This window comes from Rhodosalinus sp. K401 (assembly GCF_041365735.1).
In the GTDB taxonomy this organism is placed as follows: Bacteria; Pseudomonadota; Alphaproteobacteria; order Rhodobacterales; family Rhodobacteraceae; genus Rhodosalinus.
Genome location: NZ_JBGFSI010000009.1, coordinates 79,463 through 102,663, shown reverse-complemented (window position 1 = coordinate 102,663; position 23,201 = coordinate 79,463). Strand labels below are relative to the sequence as shown.

The window sequence follows — 23,201 nt, the reverse complement described above, 5'->3', positions numbered from 1 at the left end:
GATGGAAGGACTGCCATGACACGACGCAAGGGCACATCCGGACGCGGCCAGCGCGACCTGACCGTGAAGGTGAAGACCGCGCGGGGGCGCAAGCTGTCCTCCACGCGCTGGCTTCAGCGCCAGCTCAACGATCCTTACGTGAAGCGCGCCCGCGACGAGGGGTATCGCGGACGCGCAGCTTACAAGATCAGCGAGATTGACGACAAGTACCGCTTCCTGGTTCCGGGGGCGCGGGTCGTGGACCTCGGCTGCGCGCCTGGGGGCTGGAGCCAGGTGGCCGTCGCGCGCGTGAACGCGCTCGGCCAGAAGCCGGGCAAGGCGCGGGGGCGCGTGCTTGGGATCGACCTGCAGGAGGTGGACGCGATCCCGGGCGCCGAGCTGCACCGGCTCGACTTCCTGGAAGAGGGGGCCGACGACAGGGTGAAGGCGTGGCTCGGCGGCAAGGCCGACGTGGTGATGTCGGACATGGCCGCCGCCGCCTCCGGGCACAAGCAGACCGATCACCTGCGGATCGTGGCGCTTTGCGAGGCGGCGGCCGAGTTCGCCTTCGACGTGCTGGAGGAGGGCGGCACCTTCGTGGCCAAGGTGCTCGCGGGCGGGGCGGAACAGGGGCTTCAGGCGCTCCTCAAGCGGCGCTTCGACAAGGTGGCCAACGTGAAGCCGCCCGCCTCGCGCGCGGACAGTTCGGAAAAATTCGTGGTCGCGACCGGGTTCCGGGGCCCGGCCGGCGACGGCGACGCTAGCGGCGAAGCGCGCTGATGCTTTCGCCGTAGCGCGCGCGGAAGGCGCGGGCGAGGGCGGCCGGGTCGGCATAGCCGCAGCGCAGCGCGATCTCGCTTACCGGTGAGGCACACGCCTCTGCCATCTGCCGCGCCGCCGAGAGGCGAAGGTGGCGGTAGACGCGGCCCGGCGCCGCGCCGAGCTCGGCGTGGAAGCGCCTGTCCAGCGTGCGGCGCTGGCAGCCCAGCCGCCGCGCCAGCAGCTCTATCGGCAGGGGCGCCTCCAGATTGTCGCGCATGAGGGCGAGCGCCCGACCGACAAGCCCCGCGGGCGGCGCGCCATCCGCGTCGCGCCGTTCGCGGGCGAGGAAAAGCCCCTCGATCTCGAGCGCCGGGGCCTCGCCCAGATGCGCGCGCACCAACGCCAGCGCCATCTCGTAGGCCGACATCGCGCCCGCGCAGGTCAGCCGCCGGCCGTCCGAGACGACGCGCGCGCGCAGCGCCTCCACCCTCGGGAAGCGTTCGGCGAAGCTTTCGAGCGCGTCCCAGTGCACCGTGGCCCGTCGCCCGTCGAGCAACCCCGCCGCCGCCAGGAGCCAGGGCCCCGTGTCGAGCCCCGCGACCACGCCCGCGCGCCCGGCAGCCGCGCGGAGCGCGCGGCGCGTGGCCGGCGTGTCCAGCCGCTCGGGCGCGTAGCTCGCCAGCACGAAGAGATAATCCACCGCGCGGGGGCTTGCGGCCGCGTCGGGCATCATGCGCAGCCCGCTCGAACTGGTCACTGGCGCGCCGTCGATCGTGACGAAGCGCCAGCGATAGGCGTCCCGCCCTGCGAAGGTGTTGGCCGCGCGCATCGGTTCGATCGCGTTGGCAAGGCAGAGGTTCGAGAAACGGTCGAAGACGAGAAGGTCGATCTCGACCGGGCGCGATGCGCCGACTGTCCATTCCGGCATGATGATTGTCGCATACCGCAAGGACGCATGCCGCGCCAGCACCCTAGCATCGCACTGAACCCGGAGGATGCCATGCCGCTCGAAATGTCCCGCGAGGTTTTCGTCACCTGCGCCGTTACGGGCTCCGGCTCGACCCATGACCGGAGCCCGCACGTCCCGCGCTCACCCGCCGAGATCGCCGAGAGCGCCATCGCCGCCGCGAAGGCCGGCGCCGCCATCGTGCACTGCCACGTCCGCGATCCCGAGACCGGCGCGCCCGCCCGGGACCTCGCCCTTTACCGCGAGCTGACCGAGCGCATCCGCGCCGCGGACACCGACGTGGTGCTGAACCTGACCACCGGCATGGGTGGCGATCTGGTCTTCGGCGGCCCAGAGACGCCCCTGCCGCTCGCCCGGGGGACCGATATGGCCGGCGCCTCCGAGCGCCTCGCCCACATCGCCGAGTGCCGCCCCGAGATCTGCACGCTCGATTGCGGCACCATGAACTTCGCCGAAAAGGACTACGTGATGACCAACACGCCCGGTATGCTCCAGGCGATGGGCAAGGGCATCACCGATCTCGGCGTGAAACCCGAGATCGAGGCGTTCGACACGGGCCATCTGTGGTATGCGAAACAGCTCGTCGCGGACGGCAAGATCGCGCCCGACGTGCTGGTGCAGCTCTGCATGGGCGTGCCCTGGGGCGCGCCGGACGATCTGAACACGCTGATGGCGATGGTGAACAACATCCCCGAGGGCTGGACCTTCTCGGCCTTCTCGCTGGGGCGCAACCAGATGCCCTATGCCGCCGCCGCCGTGCTCGCCGGCGGGCATGTCCGCGTCGGGCTGGAGGACAATCTCTATCTCGAGAAGGGCGTGCTCGCCACCAACGCCCAGCTCGTCGAGAAGGCGGTGGGCATCGTCGAGGGGCTGGGCGCGCGGGTGATGACGCCCGCGGAGGTGCGCGAAAAGCTCGGCCTCAAGAAGCAGGACATGGCATGAAGCGCGTCGCTCGAATGCCCCGATGCCGCGCATGCGGAGGGCGGGGCCTCGGCCCGCGGAGGGCCGCGTCTCACCCGGCGCGTGCCAGGGTGTCGGCTAGAGCGGCGCGGATCGCCCGCGGCGCCGACGGGACGGGGGCGTTCGCGCGATGACCGGAACGGCGGCCATCATAGGCGGCGGCGTCATCGGCTCTGGCTGGGCCGCGCGCTTTCTTCTCAACGGATGGGACGTGCGCGTCTTCGACCCCGACCCGGACGCGGAACGCAAGATAGCCGAGGGGCTCGCCGCGGCGCGGCGCGCGCTGCCGATGCTTTACGATGTGGCACTGCCCGCCGAGGGCCGGCTCGATTTCGCGGGCCGCATCGCCGAGGCGGTCGCGGATGCGGACTGGATACAGGAAAGCGTCTCCGAACGGCTCGACCTGAAGCACCGGGTCTTCCGCGAGATCGAGGCGGCGGCGCCGGAGGCGGCGCTCATCGGCTCCTCCACCTCCGGGTTCAAGCCTTCCCAATTGCAGGAAGGGGCGGCCCGGCCCGGCCGCATCTTCGTCGCCCATCCGTTCAACCCGGTCTACCTTCTGCCGCTGGTCGAGCTCGTGGGCGGCGTGAAGGCCGAGCCGGACAGCATTGAGAAAGCGTCCGAAATCCTTTCCGCGGTCGGCATGTTGCCACTGCGCGTGCGCGGCGAGATCGACGCTCACCTCGCCGATCGCTTTCTCGAGGCCGTGTGGCGCGAGGCGCTCTGGCTGGTGAAGGACGGCATCGCCACGACCGCAGAGATCGACGACGCGATACGGATGGGCTTCGGCCTTCGCTGGGCGCAGATGGGACTTTTCGAGATCTACCGCCTCGCCGGGGGCGAACAGGGGATGCGGCATTTCCTGGCCCAGTTCGGCCCGGCCCTCGAATGGCCATGGACGAAGCTCATGGACGTGCCCGCGCTCGACGATGCGCTGGTGGAGGAGATCGCCACGCAATCGGACGCGCAATCGGGGCACATGACCATCGGGGAGCTGGCGCGTCTGCGCGACGACAATCTCGTGGCGCTCCTGCGGGCGCTGAAGGCGCGCGGCGCGGCGGCGGGCCGGGTGGTCGGCGACCACGAGGCGCGCCTGCGGCCCACCCCCGTGGTCGGCGCCCTGATGGAGACCCAGCGCCGGGTCGTCCCGGTGGACTGGACCGACTACAACGGGCACATGAACGAGGGGCGCTACGGGCAGGTCTTTTCCGACGCGGCCGAAACGGTCCTCGCCGCCATCGGTGCGATGGAGGCCTACGTCGCCCGCGGGCTCAGCTATTTCACCGTCGAAACCGACATAAGGTACCTTGCCGAAACCCTTGCCGGCGAAGAGATTTCCGTGGAAACGCGCGTCACGCAGGGCGAAGGCAAGAAGCTGCGGCTCTTCCACGAGATGAAGCGCGCGACCGACGCGGCGCTTCTGGCGACCTGCGACCAGCTGCTCATCCACGTCAACCTCGCGACACGGCGCGCCTGCGCGCCCGAACCCGAGGTCGCCGCCGCCATCGCGCGGCTCGCCGCCGCCCGGGCGGGGGGATGAGCGCATGCAGCTGGGCCTGAGCGAAGAACAGGAGATGATCGTCGCCACCGTGCGCAGCTTCGTGGAGCGCGAGATCCATCCCCACGAGGCGGAGGTGGAGCGCACGGGGGTCGTGCCCCCGGAACTCGCAGCGGAGATCCGGCGCAAGGTCATCGAACTGGGCTTCTACGCCTGCAACTTTCCCGAAACGGTCGGCGGCGCGGGGCTTTCGCATCTCGACTTCGCGCTGGTCGAGCGCGAGCTTGGCCGGGGCTCCATGGCGCTCACCCATTTCTTCGGCCGCCCCCAGAATATTCTGATGGCGTGCGAGGGAGAGCAGCGTGAGCGCTACCTCCTCCCCGCGGTGCGGGGCGACCGGATGGATGCGCTTGCCATGACCGAGCCCGAGGCGGGCTCGGACGTCCGCGGCATGAAATGCACCGCCCGGCGGGTGGATGGCGATTGGGTGGTGAACGGCACGAAACACTTCATCTCCGGCGCGGATCATGCCGATTTCTTGATCGTTTTCGTCGCAACCGGCGAGGACGACACGCCCCACGGTCCGAAGAAGCGCATCACCGCCTTCCTCGTGGACCGCGGCACGCCGGGCTTCAACGTGCGCGACGGCTACCGCTCGGTCAGTCACCGGGGCTACGCGAACTGCATCCTCGACTTCGACGACTGCCGCCTGCCGGACGCGCAGGTCCTGGGCGAGGTGGATTGCGGCTTCGAGGTCATGAACACATGGCTCTACGCGACCCGGATCACCGTCGCGGCGATGGCCGTGGGCCGCGCCCGGCGCGCCTTCGACCTCGCGCTCGATCATGCCGCGGCGCGCCGGCAGTTCGGGCAGACGATCGGCCGCTTCCAGGGCGTGTCCTTCCAGCTCGCCGATGCGGTCACCGAGATCGACGCTGCGGACTGGCTGACGCTCGCCGCCGCATGGCGGCTCGACCAGGATCTGCCCGCCAAGCGGGAAATCGCATCGGCCAAGCTCTACGCCACGGAGATGCTCGCCCGCGTCACGGACATGGCGATCCAGGCCTTCGGCGGCATGGGCCTCATGGACGACTACCCGCTGGAGCGGTTCTGGCGCGACGCCCGGGTGGAGCGGATCTGGGACGGCACGTCGGAAATCCAGCGCCACATCATCGGGCGGGAGCTTCTCCGGCCGCGCGGCAGCTGACGGCCGTGCGCCCGCCCGGTCCTTCTTCTTGGGAAGAAATACTCCGGGGGAGTCGCGCGGCACGCGCGACGGGGGCAGCGCCCCCATGACCGCGTCGGCCGGCCCCCGCGACCTCTCCCGTCTGCTCCGGCCGCGCTCGGTCGCGGTGATCGGCGGCGGCTGGGGGCGCGCGGTGGTGGCCGCGCTCGATGCCATGGGCTTTCCGGGCGAGGTCTGGCCGATCCACCCGACGGCGCCCGAGATCTCCGGCCGCCGCACATTCGTCAGGCTCGAGGATCTGCCCGGCCCGCCCGACGCGGCCTACGTCGCCATCAATCGTGGCGCCACCGTCGCGGCGGTGCGGGGCCTGTCGGAGATAGGCGCCGGCGGGGCGGTCTGTTTCGCCTCGGGCTTCGCCGAGGCCGAGGCCGAAAGCACGGGATCGGGCGGCTTGCAGCAGGCGCTCGTCGACGCGGCCGGCACAATGCCGATCATCGGCCCCAACTGTTACGGCTTCGTGAACTACCTCGACGGCGCGCTTCTCTGGCCGGACCAGCATGGCGGGGTGCGCGTGCCGACGGGCGTCGCCATCGTCACGCAAAGCTCCAACATCGCCATCAATCTCACCATGCAGGCGCGGGCACTGCCGCTGGCCTACGCGGTCACCGCGGGCAACCAGGCGCAGACGGGCCTGGCCGAGATCGCGCACGCGCTCGCGGCGGATTTGCGGGTGACGGCGCTCGGCCTGCATGTCGAGGGTGTCCGCGACATCGCCGCGTGGGAGGCGCTCGCCGCCCGGATCCGGGCGCGGGGGCTAGCCGTCGTGGTCCTGAAGGCCGGCCGCTCGACCGAGGCGCGGGCCGCCACCCTGTCGCACACCGGCTCTCTCGCGGGCGACGCGGCGGGTGCGCGGGCCTTCTTCGCGCGGCTGGGGTTTGCCGAGGTCGAAACCCTGCCGGGCTTCCTCGAGGCGCTGAAGCTCGGGCACATGACGGGCGGTCTTGCCCGGGGCGGCCTTGCGGCGCTGTCGAGTTCGGGCGGCGAGGCGAGCCTCGCCGCCGACGCGGGGCTTGCGCGGGGCCTGGCCTTCCCGGCGCTGACGGACCCGCAGCGCGCCCGGCTGCGCGCGGCGTTGGGACCGATGGTGGCGCTGGCCAACCCGCTCGACTACCACACCTATGTCTGGGGCGACGCCGGGCGCATGGCCGACACCTTCGCCGCGATGGACGGCCCCCACCTCGCCGCGATGGCCGTCATCGCCGATTTCCCGCGCGCTGATCGCTGCGAGACGGCGGGCTGGGACTGCGTCGTCGCAGCGGCGCTCGCCGCGCGGGCGCGCGTGGCGCGCCCGCTCCTCGTGGTCTCAACCCTGCCCGAAGGCATGCCCGAACCGGTCGCAGCGCGGCTGATGGCGGGCGGCGTCGTGCCGATGGCGGGACTCGAGCCGGCGTTCGAGGCGCTCGCTGCATTCGCCCGCGTCGCGGGCGCGCCCGTGGCGCCTGCGCCGCTGCTCCACCCGTGTGCGGGGCGCGCGGCGTCGCGCCTTCTGTCGGAGGCGAAGGCCAAGGCGGCGCTTGCCGCCCACGGGGTGCCGGTGCCCCGGGGCGAGACGGTGGAGGGTCCGGCCGCCGCGGGGCTGGCGGCCGGCCGGCTCGGCGGCCCCGTGGCGGTCAAGGCGCTCGGCATCGCCCACAAGAGCGAGTCCGGCGCGGTGGCGCTCGGCCTCTCCACGCCCGAGGCGGCGCGAAGGGCGGCGGCGGGGATGCCGGGGGCGCGCTTTCTCGTCGAGGAGATGGTGGAGGACGGTGTGGCGGAACTCCTGCTCGGTGTCACCCGCGATCCGGCGCATGGTTTCGTGCTGACGCTCGCGGCCGGCGGGGTGCTGACCGAGCTTCTGGCCGACAGCGCCAGCCTTCTGGTCCCCTCCGGCGAGGACGAGATCGCCGCGGCGCTCGACGGGTTGCGCGCCGCGCCGCTCCTCGCGGGCTATCGCGGCCGCCCGTCCGCGTGCCGGGCCTCGATCCTCGCCGCGGCGATGGCGCTTCAGCGCTTCGTCGCGGCCGAGGCGCACCGGCTCGTCGAGGTCGAGATCAATCCGCTTATCTGCGCGCCGAAGCGCGCGGTCGCGGCCGATGCGCTCGTCCGTTTCGGCTGAGGCCGTCACGCCGGCGTCATGGGGGGTTCCTATCGTCGCGCGCGGGCGGCATCCTGCCGGGGCGGGCGGCGCGCACCCCCGCCAAAGGCACCACGGCACACCGGGTTAGGGCGATCGACGCATGCTGATCGAGAACAAGACCTTCGACGAGCTGTCCGTCGGCGACAGCTCCGAGCTCAAACGGCTTTGCACGCAGGACGACATGGTGATCTTCGCCAACGTCTCGGGCAATCACAATCCGATGCACCTGGTAGATCCCGACGGGGAAGGGCCGAGGGAGCCGCCGGCGCCGTCCATGTTCATCGCCTCCCTCATCTCGGCGGTGATCGGCAACGTGCTTCCCGGGGCGGGCACGCTCTACCGCAGCCAGACCCTGCATTTCTGTGGCCGCGCCCATGCCGGCGAGGAGCTGGTGAGCCGGGTCCGGGTCATCGCGAAGGACGCGGCCGAGGGCACCGTGACGCTCGAGACGGAGGTGCGCCGCGCCGGCGACGACGCGCTCGTCACGACGGGCGAGGCGGTGGTCGAGGCCCCGCGCGAGAAGATGAGCTACGACGACCGCGATCTGCCGGGGCTCGTCGTTCAGCGCCACCGCCACTTCGAGGAACTCTTGCGCCGCGCCGAGCCGCTGCCGCCGCTGCCCACGGCCGTGGTCTGTCCCGAGGAGGCGCTTTCGCTCGGCGGCGCGCTGCTCGGGATGAAGCACACGCTCATCACGCCGATCCTCGTGGGGTGCGCCGACAAGATCCGCGCGACGGCCGAGGAGATCGGCGCCGACCTGACGGACATCGAGATCGTGGACGAGGCCGATCACGCCGCCGCCGCGCGCCGCGCCGTGGCGCTGGTCCACGAGGGCCGCGCGGGCGGCGTGATGAAGGGGCATCTGCACACCGATCAGCTGCTCCGCCCGATGGTCGACAGGGAAAAGGGGCTGCGCGGCGACCGGCGCTTCACCCATGTGTTCGTCATGGACGTGCCGGGGCTCGGCCACCCGCTTCTGGTGACCGACGCGGCGATCAACATCTCCCCCGATCTGCGCGTCAAGGTCGACATCGTCCAGAACGCCATCGACGTGGCGCGCTCGATCGGCATCGAGACGCCGAAGGTGGGCGTGCTGTCGGCGACGGAAAACGTGAACCCGGACATGCCGTCCTCGATCGACGCGGCGCTTCTGTCGAAGATGGCGGATCGCGGGCAGATCACGGGCGGGCTGGTGGAAGGGCCGCTCGCCATGGACAACGCGGTCGACATCGGCGCGGCGCGCACCAAGGGCCTGAAGTCGCCGGTGGCCGGTCACGCCGAGGTGCTGGTCGCCCCCGACATCGACGCGGCGAACATGCTGGCCAAGCAGCTCACCTTCATCAGCCACGCCGAGGGCGCGGGGCTTGTGCTGGGCGCGCGCGTCCCGGTGATCCTGAACTCGCGCTCCGACGACGACATGTCGCGCCTGGCCTCCTGCGCGGTGGCGGCGCTGCACCACGCGCGCATCACCGGCAAGACGGCGGAGGACGCGGAATGACGACCCATGCGCTGACGGTCAACGCGGGGTCGTCCTCGCTCAAGTTCGCGCTTTTCGCGCTGGATGGCCTGTCCTGCCGCGCGACCGGCCTCGTGGACCGGATCGGCGGCGACGCGACGCTGGAGCTGTCTGACGACACGGGCGCCGTCCTCGCCCAGAGGGATCTGGGCGGGCGGGGTGCCGATCACGCCGAGGCGCTTCGCGCGGCCATCGACGCGGTGCGCGAGGCCTTCGCCGATGCGGAGGTCGCCGTGGTGGGCCATCGCATCGTTCACGGCGGCACGGACCACGACCGTCCGGTGCGGCTCGACGACGACGTGATCGCGGGGTTGAAGGCGCTCGAACCCTTCGCGCCCCTGCATCAGCCGCACAACCTGGCCGGGGTGCACGGCGCGCGCGCGGCCTTTCCCGAGGCGGTGCAGGTGGCGTGCTTCGACACCGCGTTCCACCGCCGCCACCCCTTCGTCAACGACGTGTTCGGCCTGCCGCGCGAGTATTACGAGAAAGGCGTGCGCCGCTACGGCTTTCACGGGCTGAGCTACGAGTTCATCGCGAGCGAACTCGCCCGCACGGCGCCCGACCTGCACGCGGGCCGCGTTGCCGTGGCGCATCTCGGAAACGGCGCGTCCATGTGCGGCATCGTGGGCGGGCGGTCCGTGGCCTCGACGATGGGCTTCACCGCGCTCGACGGGCTGCCGATGGGGACGCGGTGCGGCCAGCTGGACCCGGGCGTCGTGCTTTACCTGATGGAGGAAGAGGGGCTCGACGCCGCCGCGATCTCCGACATGCTCTACCGGCGCTCGGGGCTGCTGGGGCTTTCCGGGATCAGCAACGACATGCGCGCGCTCGAGGCGTCGGAGGATCCGCGCGCCGAAGAGGCCATCGCCTATTTCACCTTCCGCATCCGGCGCGAGCTCGGAGGGCTGGCCGCGGCCATGGAAGGTCTCGACGCGGTCGTCTTCACCGGCGGGATCGGAGAGAACTCCGACCGCATCCGCCGCGAGGTCTGCGCGCCGATGGGCTGGCTCGGGATCGATCTCGACGAGGGGGCCAACGCGGCGCATGACCGCGTGGTGAGCGCGGGCGACGCAGCCGTGACGGTCATGGTCATTCCCACGAACGAGGAACGCGTGATCGCCCGCGCGGCGGCGGACGCGATCAAGGGCGGCGGCTGAGTGCCGAGCCGTCCTGCCGGTCGAAACCTGTCGCGCAAATGGGCCACGCGCGCCCCGGACGAACCCCGCTCAGTCGTCCTGGAGCGGCGGCATCCCGACGAACTTGCGCAGAAGGCGGATGAACTGGCGACGTTCCCGCGCGGTCAGGTGGTCCAGTTGGCGGTCGTCGTGGGCATAAAGCTCGGGCGTGGCCTTTGCGACGAAGGCGTGCCCCTCGGGCGTGGTGTAGAAAAGGACGGAGCGGCGATCCTCCGGCGGCTGGTGCCGCTCGATCAGGCGCTCCGCTTCCAGTGCGTTGAGAAGCTTCGTCATGTGCGCGAGCTTCACCCGCAGCGCCGCGGCCAGAAGCCCGTGCCGGATACCCGGGTTGCGGTCGATCAGCACAAGCGCCGAGAACATGCCCGGGCGGAGCGACCGCGGCGCGAAATCCCTGAAATAGGCGTCGAAGATCTGGATTTGCGCCAGCCGGAGCAGGAAGCCCGCCTGGCGGTCAAGCCGGTCGTAGTCCAGCATGTCCGGATCACGCGCGGGTTCGCACGTGGTGTCGATACCTCGAGCCGATCCCAACCCTGACACCCCACGATTTTTAACGTTACACCATAGATTAGTTAACGCTATAACCGGAGGTTGGATGTTACAACCTTGATATCGACCAAAATGAGATTATTGCGCGATATCCGGCGCAAATTGGAACATATGTTCGCACAGTCGCCCCGGCGCCGGTGAACCGTTCCAGCTTGCCGGTGCCATTCGCGCCTGCACCGCGGCGAAAAAAGCGAGACCCGCGGCCGCGTTCACGCGTCGGGCGCGGCGTCCTGTCCGGAAGCGGGCTGGCCGGGTTCGGTCTGGCGCGTCCTTCGCGCCGTGCCGGCCTCATGGCTTACCCGGTGCCGTCCGAAGCCCGAGCGTGCGGCGCCAATATGCGGTACGGACACCGCGCGGGTCTGGCGCGCCCATCACGGGCAAGCGGGTCGGTTTTCAAGACGCTCAAGAATTGGGCGGACGCCGGAAAATTAGCCTCGGGCGAAGCAGGGGCGCGCCGCGAGCCCATCGCGGATCGGCCAAGGCCCGCAGGGCTGCGGAGCGGCCATCGCCTTGCACAGGCCGTGCGCCGGGCGGATCGGGCCAGACCGGCCATCGCGGAAAACCGGTTGGCAATCGCGCGCAAGAAGACCTATCTCTCGCGCTCAGCGGAAGCACGCCTCGAAGACGGTGCGGGACAGGCGAGGGTCATTCGATGCCGATCGGTAACCTGGTGAAGGACTGTGGTACCGGCGCTTTATCGAGCGCCCTGCGGGCGCGGGCCAAGGTCGCCGGGGCAAAATCCTGATGGCCGGGAACGAGACCTCGGGAAAACCGGCCGGGAACGGCGCGGCGGGCGTGTTGCCGATCCTTCTGGCCGCCGGCCTCTTCGCCGTCTTCATGTCGACCGTGCCGGAGGTGGCGCGGGGCGAGGTCCTTCGCTGGCAACTCGACTGGGTGCCTTCGCTCGGCATCTCGGTGGGCATCCTGCTGGACGGGCTGGCGCTGACCTTCGCGCTGTTGATCTCCGGGATCGGCACGCTGGTGCTGCTATATTCCAACACCTACCTGGCCGGGCACGCGCAATACGACCGGTTCGCGCTCTACCTGACGTCCTTCATGCTCTCCATGCTGGGGCTCGTGCTGGCGGACGACCTGATCACGCTGTTCGTGTTCTGGGAACTGACCACGCTCACCTCCTACCTGCTGATCGGCTTCTCGCACGAGCAGGAGGGCGCGCGCCGCAACGCGCTGCAGGCGCTGCTGGTCACGGCCGCGGGCGGGCTTGCCTTTCTCGCCGGCCTGATCCTGCTGGGCTTTGCTGCCGGTACCACCTCGCTGGCCCAGATCGTGACGCAGGGCGAGGACCTGAAGGCCCATGCGCTCTACCTGCCGATCCTGGTGCTGATCCTGATCGGCGCCTTCACCAAATCAGCGCAGGTGCCGTTCCACTTCTGGCTGCCCAACGCGATGGCGGCGCCCACGCCGGTCAGCGCCTTCCTGCACTCGGCCACGATGGTCAAGGCGGGCGTATACGTCATGGCGCGGCTGCACCCGCCGCTTTCGGGCACCGATGTCTGGCTCTGGACACTGACGATCTTCGGCGCCGTCACGGCGGTCTATGCCAGCATCCTTGCGCTGCGGCAGACCGACCTCAAGCAGGCGTTGGCCTATACCACGCTGATGGCGCTCGGCACGCTCACGCTCTTCCTGGGGCAGGAGTCGGGCTATGCGATGACGGCGTTCGCCACCTTCCTCGTCGTTCACTCGCTCTACAAGGCCGCGCTCTTCCTGGTGGTGGGCTGCATGGACAAGGCGACCGGCACGCGTGAGGCGGACCTGCTTGGCGGCCTCGGCCGTGCGATGCCGGTGACGGCCGTGGCCGCGGCGGTGGCGGCGATGTCGATGGCAGGCTTCCCGCCGCTTCTGGGCTTCATCTCGAAGGAGCTGAAATACGCGGGCGCGCTCGCCGTGGCCTCCGAGCCGGTGCTCGTGGCGGGGTCCATGCTGCTGTCGAACGCGCTGATGATGGCGGTGGCCGGTGTCGTCGCGCTTCGCCCGTTCTGGAGCCGGTCGGGCGAGATGCCGCGCACCCCCCGCGAGGCGCCCTGGCAGATGCTGGCGGGGCCCGTGATCCTCGCAGCGCTCGGAGCGCTTTTCGGGTTGCAGCCCGATCTGCTGCAACAGGCGCTCGTTCAGCCCACGGTCGTCTCGCTCACCGGGGAGGTCGGCGAAGTGAAGCCGCTACAGCTTTGGGCCGGTATCAACATGCCGCTCATCCTGAGCATCGCCACCTTCGCGCTCGGGATCGCGCTCTATCTCGCGCACCGGCCGCTGCGCCGGGGGCTCGCGGCGGTCTTCGGCAGACTGCCCAGCCTCGACGCGGGCTGGGACCGCCTGCTCGACGGCCTGAAGGCGCTGGCGGGCTGGCAGACCGGCATCATCCAGAACGGGCAACTGGGCACCTATCTGGCCGCCACCTTCGCCACCATTCTGGCGGGGCTCGTGGGCACGATGCTGTGGGCCGGGCTGCCCGAGATCGCGCCAACCCCGGCCCCCCCCACATGGCAGCAGGCAGCCATCGCCGCGCTGATCCTCGCCGGCGCCGCGCTCGCCATGGTCACCAACTCGCGCATCGCGGCCATAGCAGGGCTGGGCGCCGTCGGCATCGGCGTGGCGCTGGTCTTCATCCTTTACGGGGCGCCCGACGTGGCCATCACGCAGCTTCTGGTCGAAACGCTGGTCGTGGTTCTGCTGGCAGTTGTGATGCTGCGCCTGCCGGCGCTGACGGCCGACCGGTTCCGCGCGGGCCACGCGGCGCTTGCGGCGGGGCTGGGCGCGTCGGTCACGTTGATCGTGCTCGCCGTGCTCACCGTGCCCTTCGACCGGCGTCTTACCGAGTACTTCGAGGCGGCGAGCTGGCCCGAGGCGTTCGGACGCAACATCGTCAACGTCATCCTCGTCGATTTCCGCGCGCTCGACACTTTCGGCGAGATCGCGGTGGTGGTGATCGCGGCCCTCTCTGCCTATGCGCTGCTGCGCCAGTCGGGAAAGGGAGCCGAGAAATGAACTCCATCCTGTTGCGGGCGGGCACCCGCTATCTGGCCGCGCTGCTGATGCTCTTCTCGATCTACATGCTGCTCAGGGGGCACAACGAGCCGGGCGGCGGCTTCATCGGCGGGTTGATCGGCGCCACGGGCTTCGTGCTCTACGCCATTGCCGTGGGCACGCAGGACGCGCGCGCCGCGCTGCGGCTGGAGCCGCAGGGCATCGCCATGGCGGGGCTTGGCATCGCGCTTGCCGCGGGGCTTGCCGCGGCGCTTTTCGGCGACGTGTTCTTCACCGGGCAGTGGCTGTTTCTCGGTGCCACTGAGGATGACAAGGGCCTGCCGCTTTCGACGGTTCTGGTCTTCGACATCGGGGTCTATCTGGTCGTCTTCGGCTCGGTCCTGACGCTGGTCTTCGCGATCGAAGAGGAGGTCTGATGGAGCTTCTGCTCGCCATCGTCTGCGGTGCGCTGGTCGCCGCGGCCGTCTACCTGATGCTGGCGGGCGACATGCTGCGCTTCGTCTTCGGCCTGCTTCTGATGTCGAACGCCGCGAACCTGGTGATCTTCACCGGAGGCCGGCTGACCGAAGGCGCGCCCGCGCTGATCGCCGAGGGCGCCGACGCGCCCGCGAGCCTGGTCGCGAACGCCCTGCCGCAAGCGCTGGTGCTGACCGCCATCGTGATCGGTTTCGGGCTTTTCGCCTTCGCGGTCGTGCTTCTTCTGCGCGCATGGACCGAGCTGGGAACGCTCCGGGGCGACGAGATGCGTCTGGCCGAGCCCGAGGAGGACGGACGGTGAGCTGGCTTCTCATCCTTCCCATCGCGATCCCCTTCATCACGGCGGTCGCGGCCTTCCTGTTGCGGGCGGATGCGGCTGGGCGCTGGATATCGGTCGGGGGATCGGCCGCCGCGCTGCTGGCCGCCGTCGCGCTCATGCAGGAGGTGCTGGCAGAGGGCGTGCTCTCGGCCCAGATGGGCAGCTGGCCCGCGCCCTTTGGCATCACGCTGGTCGCGGACCTCCTGGCGGCGGTCATGGTGCTGATCACCGCGATCGTCGGCCTCGCGGTCGCGGTCTATGCGCTGGCCGACATCGAGCCCAGGCTCGAGCGGCTGGGCTTTCACGCGCTCTACCAGGTCTTGCTGGCGGGGGTGACGGGCGCCTTCCTGACCGGCGACCTCTTCAACCTCTATGTCTGGTTCGAGGTCATGCTGATTTCGTCCTTCGGCCTTCTGGTGCTGGGCGGGCGGCCCGAGCAGATCGACGGCGGCGTGAAATACGTGGCGCTCAACCTCGTCTCGACACTGTTGTTCCTGACCGCCATCGGCGTGATCTACGGGGTCACGGGCACGCTCAACATGGCCGACCTGTCGCAGGCGACGGATACGCTCGACCCCGAGCTCATGACGCTGATCGCGATGCTCTTCATGATCGCCTTCGGGATCAAGGCGGCGGTCTTTCCGCTCTTCTTCTGGCTTCCGGCCTCCTACCACACGCCGGCCTTCGCGGTCTCGGCGGTCTTCGCCGGGCTGCTGACCAAGGTCGGGGTCTATGCGCTCATCCGCAGCTTCACGCTGATCTTCGACCACGACACGGGCACCACGCACACAGTGCTGCTGTGGGTCGCCGGGCTGACCATGGTGACGGGCGTTCTGGGGGCGGCCGCGCAGAACGAGATGCGCAAGATCCTGTCGTTCCACATCGTGAGCCAGATCGGCTACATGATCATGGGGCTTGCGCTGCTCACGCCGCTCGCGCTTGTCGGTGCCGTCTTCTACCTCGTGCACCACATCATCGTGAAGGCGAACCTCTTCCTGATCGCGGGGGTCGCGCAGCGGCTGACGGGAAGCGAGGCGCTGGCGCGGATCGGCGGGCTCTACAAGTCCGCGCCGCTCCTGGCGCTGCTGTTTCTCGTGCCGGCCTTCTCGCTGGCAGGCTTCCCGCCGCTTTCGGGCTTCTGGGCCAAGTTCCTGCTTGTGCGGGCGGCGCTCGAGGTGGAGGGCTGGGTGATCGCGGGGGTGGCGCTGGCCGTCGGGCTGCTTACCATCTACTCGATGACCAAGATCTGGGCCGCCGCCTTCTGGGAGCCGCATCCCGACGGAATCTCCCCGACGCTCGACCGTCTGGACGGACCGGCGCGGGCCGCGCTTCTGCTGCCGATCGCGGGGCTCGCCGCGCTGACGGTCGTGATCGGTCTCTTCCCCGAGCCTTTCGTGGTCTTTGCCGAGCGGTCGGCCGAGCAACTGCTCGACCCCTCTGTCTATGTCGCCGCGGTGCTGGGCACGCCTGTGATGCCGGGAGGAGCCGAATGAACGCGTTCGGCATCAACCTGCTGCTGGCTGTCGTCTGGGTGGCGCTGACCGGGTCCACCACGCTGACCGGCCTTCTGACCGGCTTCGTGCTGGGCTTCGGCGTGCTCTGGATGGTCAAGCCGCTGACCGGCGAACGGCTCTATTTCCGACGCGTTTTCGCCTGGGTGCGCCTGGTGGTCATGTTCCTCTACGAACTGGTGGTCTCCAGCCTCGCCGTGGCCTGGGACATCGTCACGCCGAAAGAGCGCGCGCGCCCGCAGATCATCGAGATGCCGCTCGACGTGACCTCGGACGTGGGCATCCTGCTTGTCACCAACCTGATCTCGCTCACCCCCGGCACGCTCAGCCTGGACGTGAGCCGCGACCGCAAGACGCTGGCGGTGCATGCGATGTTCGTGGACGATCCGGACGAACTCTGCGCCCAGCTCAAGCGCGGCATGGAGCGGTGGGTGATCGACGCGGTGGAGGGAGAGTGATGGAATCGTTCTACACGCTCGCACTGGACGCCGGGCTGGGCATGATCGTGCTGTCGGTGGCGCTGATCTTTGCGCGCCTCGTGCTGGGGCCAAGCCTGCCCGACAGGGTCGTGGCACTCGACATGATGACGGTGGCGATCGTCGCGTTCTGCGGCCTCGCCGCGATCCGCTACGACACGCCGGCTTTCCTCGACGTGGCGCTCGTGCTGGCGCTGGTGAGCTTCCTGGCTACCGTGGCGCTGGCCCGTTTCGCGGAGCGGCAGCGCATCCGGCGCGACGAGGGAAGGAGCGGACGATGACGCAAGCTGTCGTGGCCGGACTGGTGCTGCTAGGCACCGCCTTCGGGCTACTGGGGGCCGTGGGGCTTCTGCGGATGCCCGACGTGCTCGTGCGGATGCACGCCTCGACCAAGCTCGCCACGCTGGCCTGCGGGCTTACGCTCGCCGCCGCCGCGGTGCATTTCGGATCGGCGGACGTGACCATTCGCGCGGTGGCGATCCTGCTTTTCCTGCTGCTCACCGCGCCGCTTGCCGCGCACATGATCGGCCGTGCCGCGGTCACGACCGGCGTGCCGCTATGGCGCGTCACGGCGCCGGACTGGCTTTGCCGCCCCCGTGAGGCGGCGGGGGACGACGAACCAGCCGACGCCGAAGATCCGCGGGACGATCGGCCGGATACCTAGCGCACGCGCTCCGGCGCGCCGTCGGCCTCGGCCTCCAGGCGCGCGCGCTCCTCGTCGCTCTCGAAACTGGCCCAGGGACGGCCGGTGCCGGTGGACGGCAGCGTGGTCGGCCGCTCCTGCCTGTGAATGTGTGTCTTGGCGATGAATTGTGCCGTGACGGGCGCCGTGAGAAGCAGGAAGATCGTGATCAGCAGCTCGTGCAGCGAGGCCTTGCCGTCCACGAAGAGGAAAAACAGCATCGAGGCGATCAGGACGCCGCCCACGCCCAGCGTCGTCGCCTTCGTGGGGGCGTGCAGCTGGCGCATCGAGCCCCGGAGCTTCACCAGCCCGTAGCTGCCCACCAGCCCGAAGATGCCCCCGATCACGAGGAAGGCCGAGATCGCGATTTCCACCCAGACATTCGTCATGCCGCTCTCCTCATTCGATCACGTCGCCGCGCAGGATGTAGCGCGCATAGGACACGGTAGAGACGAAGCCCGTCATCGCGATCAGCATCGACGCCTCGAAATAGACCTGAGTGTCGAGCGCCACGTCGTAGAGCGCGATCAGCGCGATGGCGTTGATCACCAGCGTGTCCAGCGCGAGAATCCGGTCGCCGGGATTCGGGCCCATCACGATGCGGTAGAGATTGAACAGTGCGGCCAGCCCGAAGCAGCCGAAGGCGAAGGCAAGGGCGATCTCGATCATTCGAACAGCTCCTTCAACCGGCGTTCGTAGCGGTGCTTGATGGTGTCGCGCACCTCGTCCGGGTCGTCGGTGTCCAGGCAGTGCACCAGCAGCGCCCGCCCGCAGGCCGACAGGTCGCTCGACAGCGTGCCGGGCGTCATCGTGATGGTGCCCGCGAGAAGCGCGATGGCCTCGGGCGATCGGATGTCGAGCGGCACGGTCACCCACTGCGAATTGATCCGCGAATTCGGCTTGAAGAGGATGATCGCCGCGACCACGACGTTGGCGACCACGATGTCCCAGAGCACGATCAGGATGTAGGCCACGGCGACGCGAAGGCTCTTCAGCCGGACCCGGCCGGGCCAGTAGGGCGCGGTGAAGAACGGGATCACGACGCCCAGGATCGTGCCCATGACCAGCGCGTTGAGCGACAGGTCGTTGATGAGCAGCAACCAGACGACGATCAGCGCCAGCGTCAGGAGAGGGTGGGGCAGGAACCGCCGTTGCATGGTCTCAGCCTTCGATATCGCTGCCGAGCACGGCAGAGATGTACGTCTGCGGTGCATAAAGCTGGGCCGCGGTGTTGTCGAGATAGGATGTCACGGGGCCGGCGAAGAGCGTGAGCGCCACGATGGCCCCGAGGAGAACGAAGGCCGACGCGGCGGGCAGCGCGATCGCCGGTGCGGGCCCGGACGGCGGCGCGCCGTCCGCGGGCGCCTCCAGCTTCCAGAAGATGCGGCTGCCGCCTTGTGCGAGGCCCAGGATCGCGATCAGCGTGCCGCCCAGGATGGCCGTCCAGATCAGCCAGGCAAGCGGCGCGTCGCGCACCGCGTCGAGGATCAGCAGCTTGCCCACGAAGCCCGACAGCGGCGGCATGCCCGCCACCGCGATGGCGGCTCCGAAATAGAGCGCCGTGACCAGCCCGCCCTGCGCCATCGCCGGGGCAGGGCGATAGGCGTCGCCGCCCGCGCGCCGCTCTCGAACCATGTCGACGACGAGGAACAGAAGGGCGCCCGCCAGGGTCGAATGCAGCATGTAATAGAGCGTGGCCGCCGCCGTTTCCTGCGTGAAGATCGCCATCGCGCTGAAGAGCGTGCCCATCGAGCCGATCACGGCGAAGGCCGCGAGCCGCCCCAGCCCCGTGGCACCGAGGATCCCGATCATGCCCACCGCCAGCGTCGCGAGCGCCGCGGCGAGCAGGAGCCCCGACAGGAGCGCTGCCATGGCGTCGTTGGCGGAATGAAAGATCAGCGTGTCCACCCGCAGCACCGCATAGGCGCCCACCTTGGTCATCACCGCAAAGAGCGCGGCGACCGGCGCGGGCGCCGAGGCGTAGGTCTCGGGCAGCCAGAAATGCAGCGGCAGAAGCGCGCTCTTGATCGCGAAGACCATCAGCAAGAGCACCGCGCCCACGAGCAGAAGCGCCGTGTCGCCGCCCGTGATCCCGCCCACGCGCCCGGCCATGTCCGCCATGTTCAGCGTGCCGGTCACCGCGTAGAGGATGGCGAGAGCGAAAAGAAAGAGCGTCGAGCCCAGCAGGTTGTAGATCACGTACTGCACGCCCGCGCGCAACCGCCGCCCGCCGCCCCCGTGGATCATCAGCCCGTAGGAGGCGATGAGCAGCACCTCGAAGAAGACGAAGAGGTTGAAGAGATCGCCGGTCAGGAAGGCGCCGGAAATCCCCATGAGCTGGAACTGGAAAAGCGCGTGGAAGTGCTGTCCGCGGGCATCCCAGCCGCTGCCGACGGCATAGAGCACGACCACCAGCGCGATCGCGGCGGTGAGCATGAGCATCATCGCCGAAAGCCGGTCCAGCACAAGCACGATGCCGAAGGGCGCGGACCAGTCGCCCAGCTCGTACACGCTGACGGTGCCATCATGCGCCATCGCCATGAGCACCACACCCAGGCCCGCCAGCGCCACGGTGCCGGCGATGGAGAAGATGCGCTGAAGGTCGAGGTGGTGGCGCAGCGCCAGCACGAGCACCGAGGCCATGAGCGCCGGAAGCACGACCGGCAGGATGATCCAGTGGCTCATTGTCCGGCCTCTTCCTCGGCGTCCGGGCCGTTGTCCATGTCCATCCGGTCGGACCGCGTGCTGAGATAGGCGCCGAGCGCCAGAAGCACGACGACCGCCGTCATGCCGAAGGAGATCACGATCGCCGTCAGCACCAGCGCCTGCGGCAGGGGGTCCGTGTAGACGCCGGCGCCGGTCTTGTCGATCAGCACCGGCGGCGCGTTCAGCATCAGCCGGCCCGAGGCGAAGAGAAAGACGTTGACCGCATAGGACAGCAGCGCGATGCCCAGGATCGCCGGAAAGGTCCGTCGCCGCAGCACCAGGTAGATGCCCGCGGCGGTCAGCGTGCCGATCCCGAGTGCGACCAGTGCCTCCATCTCAGTCCTCCTCGCCGCCGGGCCGGCCGCGTAGCGGGTTCACGTCCATCGCGTGCACGTTGACCTTCTCGCCCGTCCGTCGCGCCACGCTGGACAGGCTGGCCAGCGCCAGCATCACCGCGCCCAGCACGGTCAGGAACACGCCGAGGTCGAAGAGCATCGCGGTGGCGAGTTCGAATTCCTCGAGCGGCGGAATCTCGACGTAGCCGAAGGCACTGGTCAGGAAGGGCATCCCGTTGAACCAGGCGCCGAGGCCCGTCAGGATGGAGATCAGCACGCCGAGGCCGATGACGGTATGGTAGGGCAGGCGCCGGCGTTCTTCGGCCCAGGCGAAGCCAGAGGCCATGTATTGCATCAGAAGCGCGATCGCCACGACGAGGCCGGCGATGAAGCCGCCCCCCGGCTCGTTGTGGCCGCGCAGGAAGACGTAGACGCCCACCATCAGCGCCATCGGCATCATCACCCGCGTCGCGATGACCATGAGAAGCGGGTGCCGGTCGCCGGCCTCCCGCCGCGCGCCCTTCCAGTTTGCCAGCCAGTCGGCGCCGGGACCGCGCAACACCTGCTCGGTGAGCGCGAAGATGACCAGCGCCGCGATGCCGAGCACGATGATCTCGCCGAAGGTATCGAAGCCGCGGAAGTCGACGAGAATCACGTTGACGATGTTGCTGCCGCCCGCGCCCTTGTAGGCGTTGGCGATGTGATACTCCGAGATCGCGGGCAGCGCAAAATCCCGAGTCAGCATGGCGAAGGCCACGACCGCCACGCCGAGACCGCCAAGACCCGCGATCACGCCATCGCGGATCTTGCGCGACATGCTGTCCTCGGGCGGGTCTTCCTGCGGAAGAAAGTTCAGCGCGAGCAGCAGAAGGATGATCGTGACCACCTCGACGGAAAGCTGCGTCATGGCGAGGTCCGGCGCGGAGAAGTAGATGAATCCGATCGCCACCACCAGGCCCACGACGCCCAGCAGCACCAGCGCGACGAGCCGGCGACGGTGCAGCACCACGAGCGTGGCGGTCGAGACCACCAACAGCGCCACGGCGATCGCGGGCAACAGGCTCACCGGCAGCAGCGCGCGGGTCGGCGGCCCGGCTTCGCCGTTGCTCCAGGCGATGGCGCCCGCACCCAACGTTGCGAGGGTCAGGATCGCGGCATAGCGTGTCATCGCCCCGTCATGCAGACCGTCGGTCACGCCCCGCGCGCCGCGCGTGGCCGCGCCCACGACGGCGTCGAAGATCGCCTTGGCGTAGGGCGGCCCGGCCCGGCGCCAGCCCGTTGCCAGCGGCCGATGCAGCGCGAGCAGCAGGGCACCGCCAAGGATGGCCGCGACCGAGATGTAAAGCGCGGGCGTGAACCCGTGCCAGAGCGACAGGTGGGCATGCGGATGGCCGCCGGTGATCGCCGCCGCCACAGCGTCGACGAACGGGGTGACGAGCGCCGGGAAGAGCCCCGTGACGACCACGACGAGCGCCAGGAGACCGGGACCTGCCCACATGCCGAACGGCGGGTCATGCGGGGGCTTCGGATAGTCCTCGCGCACGGGGCCGAAAAAGACGTGCACGAGGAAGCGGAACGAGTAGGCCACCGAGAAGAGCGCTCCCAGCCCCGCCAGCGCGGGCAGCAGCCAGGGCGTGCCGGCCCAGACGGTATGTGTCGCCTCCTCCAGCATCATCTCCTTGGAGACGAAGCCGTTGAGCGGCGGTATACCGGCCATCGACAGCGCGGTGAGCGCTCCGATCGCGAAGGTGGTGGGCATCAGCTGCCGGAGTCCGCCCAGCCGCGGGATGTCGCGCGTGCCCGTCTCGTGATCGATGATCCCGGCCGTCATGAAGAGCGCGGCCTTGAAGCTTGCATGCGCGAGGATGTGCACCGTCGCCGCCAGCGCCGCCGCCTCGGTCCCGAAGCCAAGCAGCATGGTGATGAGGCCGAGGTGGCTGACGGTGGAGAAGGCCAGCAGCGCCTTCAGGTCGTCCTTGAAGAGCGCGATGCCCGCACCGATCACCATGGTGATCAGACCCGTCGTGGCGACGATGTAGAACCATTCCGGCGTGCCCGAGAGCACCGGCCAGAGCCGCGCCATGAGGAAAAGCCCGGCCTTCACCATCGTGGCCGAGTGCAGGTAGGCCGAGACGGGGGTCGGCGCGGCCATCGCGTGCGGCAGCCAGAAGTGGAAGGGGAACTGCGCCGACTTCGTGAAACAGCCGATCAGGATGAGGATGAGCGCGGGAAGATACCATTCCGAGCCCTGGATCGCCTCGCTGTTCTGCAAAATCACGGAGATGTCGTAGCTGCCCGCGATATTGCCGAGGATCAGCATGCCGCCGATCAGGGCAAGCCCGCCGAGGCCGGTGACCGCGAGCGCCATGCGCGCGCCCTGCCGGCCCTCGGGCAGGTGGTTCCAGTAGCCGATCAGCAGGAAGGACGAGAGCGAGGTCAGCTCCCAGAAGATGAGCAGCAGCAGGATGTTGTCGGACAGCACGATCCCCACCATGGCGCCCTGGAAGAGCAGCAGGTAGGTGAAGAACTGCCCCATCGGGTCGCTGCGGTAGAGGTAGAAGCGCGCGTAGAGGATGATCAGCAGCCCGATCCCGAGGATCAGCCCGGCGAACATCAGCCCCAGACCGTCCAGCATGAGATTGACGTTCATCCCGAGCGACGGCAGCCAGGCGAGCCTGTAGTGGAACACCTCGCCCGCGATCACCGCCGGCGCGTGCAGGACGAGCATCAGCAGCGCGAGCGCGGTGGGCAGCAGGGTGAACCAGGTGCAGGTGTCGCGCCCCGCACGGATCATCAGCCCCGGCAGAAGCGCGCCGAGAAAGGGCGCCGCGACGATGAGAGGCAGCATGCTGCTTGTGGTGTCCATACCGTCCCTGCCTGTTGCCGGCCCGTTCGCCCGGGGG

The 23,201-nt window shown here is 69.4% G+C and carries 22 protein-coding genes; 14 read left to right on the top strand and 8 right to left on the bottom strand.

Annotation, left to right across the window (positions count from 1 at the left end; translation table 11 throughout):
- Positions 1–15 precede the first annotated feature (15 nt).
- A complete protein-coding gene (locus AB6A66_RS11685) occupies positions 16–759 on the top strand; it encodes an RlmE family RNA methyltransferase (protein ID WP_371056040.1) in 744 nt (247 codons plus the stop codon).
- On the opposite strand, the gene AB6A66_RS11680 is transcribed toward AB6A66_RS11685, so the two are convergent.
- The gene (locus AB6A66_RS11680) at positions 740–1,669 is read right to left on the bottom strand and encodes a GlxA family transcriptional regulator (protein WP_371056039.1); all 930 of its coding nucleotides are present in this window, start codon (positions 1,667–1,669) and stop codon (positions 740–742) included. The genes AB6A66_RS11685 and AB6A66_RS11680 overlap by 20 nt on opposite strands.
- Before the next feature lie 72 nt (positions 1,670–1,741).
- Here AB6A66_RS11680 and AB6A66_RS11675 point away from each other — a divergent pair, with 72 nt between their 5' ends.
- The 6 genes from AB6A66_RS11675 (at position 1,742) to AB6A66_RS11650 (ending at position 10,201) form a co-directional block, all read left to right on the top strand.
- Positions 1,742–2,650 carry a 3-keto-5-aminohexanoate cleavage protein gene (locus AB6A66_RS11675; protein ID WP_371038546.1) on the top strand — a complete coding sequence of 303 codons (909 nt, stop codon included), beginning with the start codon at positions 1,742–1,744 and terminating at the stop codon, positions 2,648–2,650.
- Between the two features lie 148 nt (positions 2,651–2,798).
- Positions 2,799–4,208 carry a carnitine 3-dehydrogenase gene (locus tag AB6A66_RS11670; protein ID WP_371038545.1) on the top strand — a complete coding sequence of 470 codons (1,410 nt, stop codon included), beginning with the start codon at positions 2,799–2,801 and terminating at the stop codon, positions 4,206–4,208.
- A 4-nt stretch (positions 4,209–4,212) separates the two neighbouring features.
- Positions 4,213–5,373 (top strand): acyl-CoA dehydrogenase family protein, encoded by a 1,161-nt coding sequence (locus tag AB6A66_RS11665; RefSeq protein WP_371056038.1) that lies wholly within the window; start codon positions 4,213–4,215, stop codon positions 5,371–5,373.
- Between the two features lie 85 nt (positions 5,374–5,458).
- Positions 5,459–7,507, top strand: a complete 2,049-nt coding sequence (locus tag AB6A66_RS11660) for an acetate--CoA ligase family protein (RefSeq protein ID WP_371056037.1) — start codon at positions 5,459–5,461, stop codon at positions 7,505–7,507.
- 121 nt (positions 7,508–7,628) lie between these two features.
- Positions 7,629–9,026: a bifunctional enoyl-CoA hydratase/phosphate acetyltransferase gene (locus AB6A66_RS11655; RefSeq protein ID WP_371056036.1), complete on the top strand. Its 1,398-nt coding sequence runs from the start codon at positions 7,629–7,631 to the stop codon at positions 9,024–9,026.
- The gene (locus AB6A66_RS11650; protein WP_371056035.1) at positions 9,023–10,201 is read left to right on the top strand and encodes an acetate/propionate family kinase; all 1,179 of its coding nucleotides are present in this window, start codon (positions 9,023–9,025) and stop codon (positions 10,199–10,201) included. The genes AB6A66_RS11655 and AB6A66_RS11650 overlap by 4 nt, the downstream gene beginning before the upstream one ends.
- A gap of 69 nt (positions 10,202–10,270) precedes the next feature.
- Here AB6A66_RS11650 and AB6A66_RS11645 read toward each other — a convergent pair whose 3' ends face one another.
- Positions 10,271–10,714: a MarR family winged helix-turn-helix transcriptional regulator gene (locus AB6A66_RS11645; RefSeq protein ID WP_371038540.1), complete on the bottom strand. Its 444-nt coding sequence runs from the start codon at positions 10,712–10,714 to the stop codon at positions 10,271–10,273.
- Between the two features lie 816 nt (positions 10,715–11,530).
- Here AB6A66_RS11645 and mbhE point away from each other — a divergent pair.
- From mbhE to mnhG, 7 genes are read left to right on the top strand one after another with little or no spacing between them, the layout of a single operon-like run.
- Entirely contained in the window at positions 11,531–13,792 is a 2,262-nt protein-coding gene (mbhE, locus tag AB6A66_RS11640) for a hydrogen gas-evolving membrane-bound hydrogenase subunit E (RefSeq protein ID WP_371056034.1), read from the top strand.
- On the top strand, positions 13,789–14,208 hold the full coding sequence (locus AB6A66_RS11635; protein ID WP_371038538.1) for a Na+/H+ antiporter subunit B: 420 nt from the start codon (positions 13,789–13,791) through the stop codon (positions 14,206–14,208). Before mbhE ends, AB6A66_RS11635 begins: the two co-directional genes overlap by 4 nt.
- Positions 14,208–14,570, top strand: coding sequence for a Na+/H+ antiporter subunit C (locus tag AB6A66_RS11630; protein WP_371038537.1), 363 nt, complete (start codon positions 14,208–14,210; stop codon positions 14,568–14,570). The genes AB6A66_RS11635 and AB6A66_RS11630 overlap by 1 nt, the downstream gene beginning before the upstream one ends.
- A complete protein-coding gene (locus AB6A66_RS11625) occupies positions 14,567–16,081 on the top strand; it encodes a Na+/H+ antiporter subunit D (RefSeq protein ID WP_371056033.1) in 1,515 nt (504 codons plus the stop codon). The genes AB6A66_RS11630 and AB6A66_RS11625 overlap by 4 nt, the downstream gene beginning before the upstream one ends.
- Positions 16,078–16,557, top strand: coding sequence for a Na+/H+ antiporter subunit E (locus tag AB6A66_RS11620; RefSeq protein ID WP_371038535.1), 480 nt, complete (start codon positions 16,078–16,080; stop codon positions 16,555–16,557). Before AB6A66_RS11625 ends, AB6A66_RS11620 begins: the two co-directional genes overlap by 4 nt.
- On the top strand, positions 16,557–16,856 hold the full coding sequence (locus AB6A66_RS11615; protein WP_371038534.1) for a monovalent cation/H+ antiporter complex subunit F: 300 nt from the start codon (positions 16,557–16,559) through the stop codon (positions 16,854–16,856). The genes AB6A66_RS11620 and AB6A66_RS11615 overlap by 1 nt, the downstream gene beginning before the upstream one ends.
- A complete protein-coding gene (gene mnhG, locus AB6A66_RS11610) occupies positions 16,853–17,239 on the top strand; it encodes a monovalent cation/H(+) antiporter subunit G (RefSeq protein ID WP_371056032.1) in 387 nt (128 codons plus the stop codon). The genes AB6A66_RS11615 and mnhG overlap by 4 nt, the downstream gene beginning before the upstream one ends.
- On the opposite strand, the gene AB6A66_RS11605 is transcribed toward mnhG, so the two are convergent.
- From AB6A66_RS11605 to AB6A66_RS11580, 6 genes are read right to left on the bottom strand one after another with little or no spacing between them, the layout of a single operon-like run.
- Positions 17,236–17,646, bottom strand: coding sequence for a Na+/H+ antiporter subunit G (locus tag AB6A66_RS11605; protein WP_371038532.1), 411 nt, complete (start codon positions 17,644–17,646; stop codon positions 17,236–17,238). The two genes, mnhG and AB6A66_RS11605, sit on opposite strands and share 4 nt — an antisense overlap.
- A gap of 10 nt (positions 17,647–17,656) precedes the next feature.
- The gene (locus tag AB6A66_RS11600) at positions 17,657–17,926 is read right to left on the bottom strand and encodes a K+/H+ antiporter subunit F (protein ID WP_371038531.1); all 270 of its coding nucleotides are present in this window, start codon (positions 17,924–17,926) and stop codon (positions 17,657–17,659) included.
- Positions 17,923–18,414, bottom strand: a complete 492-nt coding sequence (locus AB6A66_RS11595; protein ID WP_371056031.1) for a Na+/H+ antiporter subunit E — start codon at positions 18,412–18,414, stop codon at positions 17,923–17,925. Before AB6A66_RS11595 ends, AB6A66_RS11600 begins: the two co-directional genes overlap by 4 nt.
- 4 nt (positions 18,415–18,418) lie before the next feature.
- A complete protein-coding gene (locus AB6A66_RS11590; protein ID WP_371056030.1) occupies positions 18,419–19,942 on the bottom strand; it encodes a monovalent cation/H+ antiporter subunit D in 1,524 nt (507 codons plus the stop codon).
- Positions 19,939–20,298, bottom strand: a complete 360-nt coding sequence (locus AB6A66_RS11585) for a Na+/H+ antiporter subunit C (protein ID WP_371056029.1) — start codon at positions 20,296–20,298, stop codon at positions 19,939–19,941. Before AB6A66_RS11585 ends, AB6A66_RS11590 begins: the two co-directional genes overlap by 4 nt.
- A gap of 1 nt (position 20,299) precedes the next feature.
- Positions 20,300–23,164, bottom strand: a complete 2,865-nt coding sequence (locus AB6A66_RS11580; protein ID WP_371056028.1) for a monovalent cation/H+ antiporter subunit A — start codon at positions 23,162–23,164, stop codon at positions 20,300–20,302.
- Positions 23,165–23,201 lie beyond the last annotated feature (37 nt).